Below are 1307 nucleotides of genomic sequence, written 5' to 3'. Positions count from 1 at the left end.
CGAGGAGTACCTGGACTCGGAGAAGTACCAGCTCAAACCCCGCGACTGGGCGGCCGCCGAACGCGAGGGCCGCACCATCGCCCCCCTCATCACCAAACTCAACGACATCCGCCGCCGGAGTCCGGCCCTGCGGCAGCTGCGGGACCTGCACTTCCACCATGCCGACAAGGACGCGGTGATCGCCTACTCGAAGCGGAGCGGATCGAACACGGTTCTGGTGGTCGCCAACCTCGACCCCCACCACACCCAGGAGGCCACGGTCTCGTTGGACATGCCGCAACTCGGCCTGGAATGGCACGAGTCGGTGCCGGTGCGCGACGAGCTCACCGGCGAGACCTACCACTGGGGCAGGGCCAACTATGTGCGTCTCGAGCCGGGCCACCGGCCCGCGCACGTCCTCACCGTCCTGCGACCGTCCACCCCGCAGATCGGAGGGTCACCGACAACATGATCGTCAATGAGCCCGTTCCGGACACCTTCGAAGACACTCCGGCCCAGGACCGGGACCCGGAGTGGTTCAAGCGTGCCGTGTTCTACGAGGTCCTCGTCCGCTCCTTCCAGGACAGCAACGGCGACGGCGTCGGCGACCTGAAGGGCCTGACCGCCAAGCTCGACTATCTGCAGTGGCTCGGCGTCGACTGCCTGTGGCTGCCGCCGTTCTTCAAGTCCCCGCTCCGGGACGGCGGCTACGACGTGTCCGACTACGCCGCGGTGCTCCCGGAGTTCGGCGACCTGGCCGACTTCGTGGAGTTCGTCGACGCCGCCCACCAGCGCGGCATGCGGGTGATCATCGACTTCGTCATGAACCACACCAGCGACCAGCACCCGTGGTTCCAGGAGTCCCGCAAGGAACCCGACGGCCCCTACGGCGACTACTACGTGTGGGCCGACGACGACAAGCAGTACCAGGACGCGCGGATCATCTTCGTCGACACGGAGGCGTCGAACTGGACGTACGATCCGGTCCGCAAGCAGTACTACTGGCACCGGTTCTTCTCCCACCAGCCGGATCTCAACTACGAGAACCCGGCCGTCCAGGAGGAGATGATCTCCGCGCTGAAGTTCTGGCTGGACCTGGGCATCGACGGCTTCCGGCTGGACGCGGTGCCGTATCTGTACCAGCAGGAGGGCACCAACTGCGAGAACCTCCCGGCCACGCACGAGTTCCTGAAGCGGGTGCGCAAGGAGATCGACGCCCAGTACCCCGACAAGGTGCTGCTGGCGGAGGCGAACCAGTGGCCGGAGGACGTCGTCGACTACTTCGGCGACTACACCACCGGCGGCGACGAGTGCCACATGGCCTTCCA

Annotated in this window: 2 protein-coding genes; both read left to right on the top strand. The window is 66.3% G+C overall.

Going from position 1 to position 1307, the window contains the following annotated elements; translation table 11 throughout:
- On the top strand, window positions 1-451 hold a 451-nt coding region (locus ACFY4A_RS42655; protein WP_390834685.1), incomplete at its 5' end, for an alpha-glucosidase C-terminal domain-containing protein.
- A partial coding sequence (locus ACFY4A_RS42650) for an alpha-amylase family glycosyl hydrolase (protein ID WP_390834684.1) occupies window positions 448-1307 on the top strand: 860 nt, incomplete at its 3' end. The genes ACFY4A_RS42655 and ACFY4A_RS42650, both read left to right, overlap by 4 nt.

This window comes from Streptomyces sp. NPDC001292 (assembly GCF_042896465.1).
GTDB lineage: Bacteria > Actinomycetota > Actinomycetes > Streptomycetales > Streptomycetaceae > Streptomyces.
This window is presented reverse-complemented; position numbering and strand designations above follow the sequence as displayed.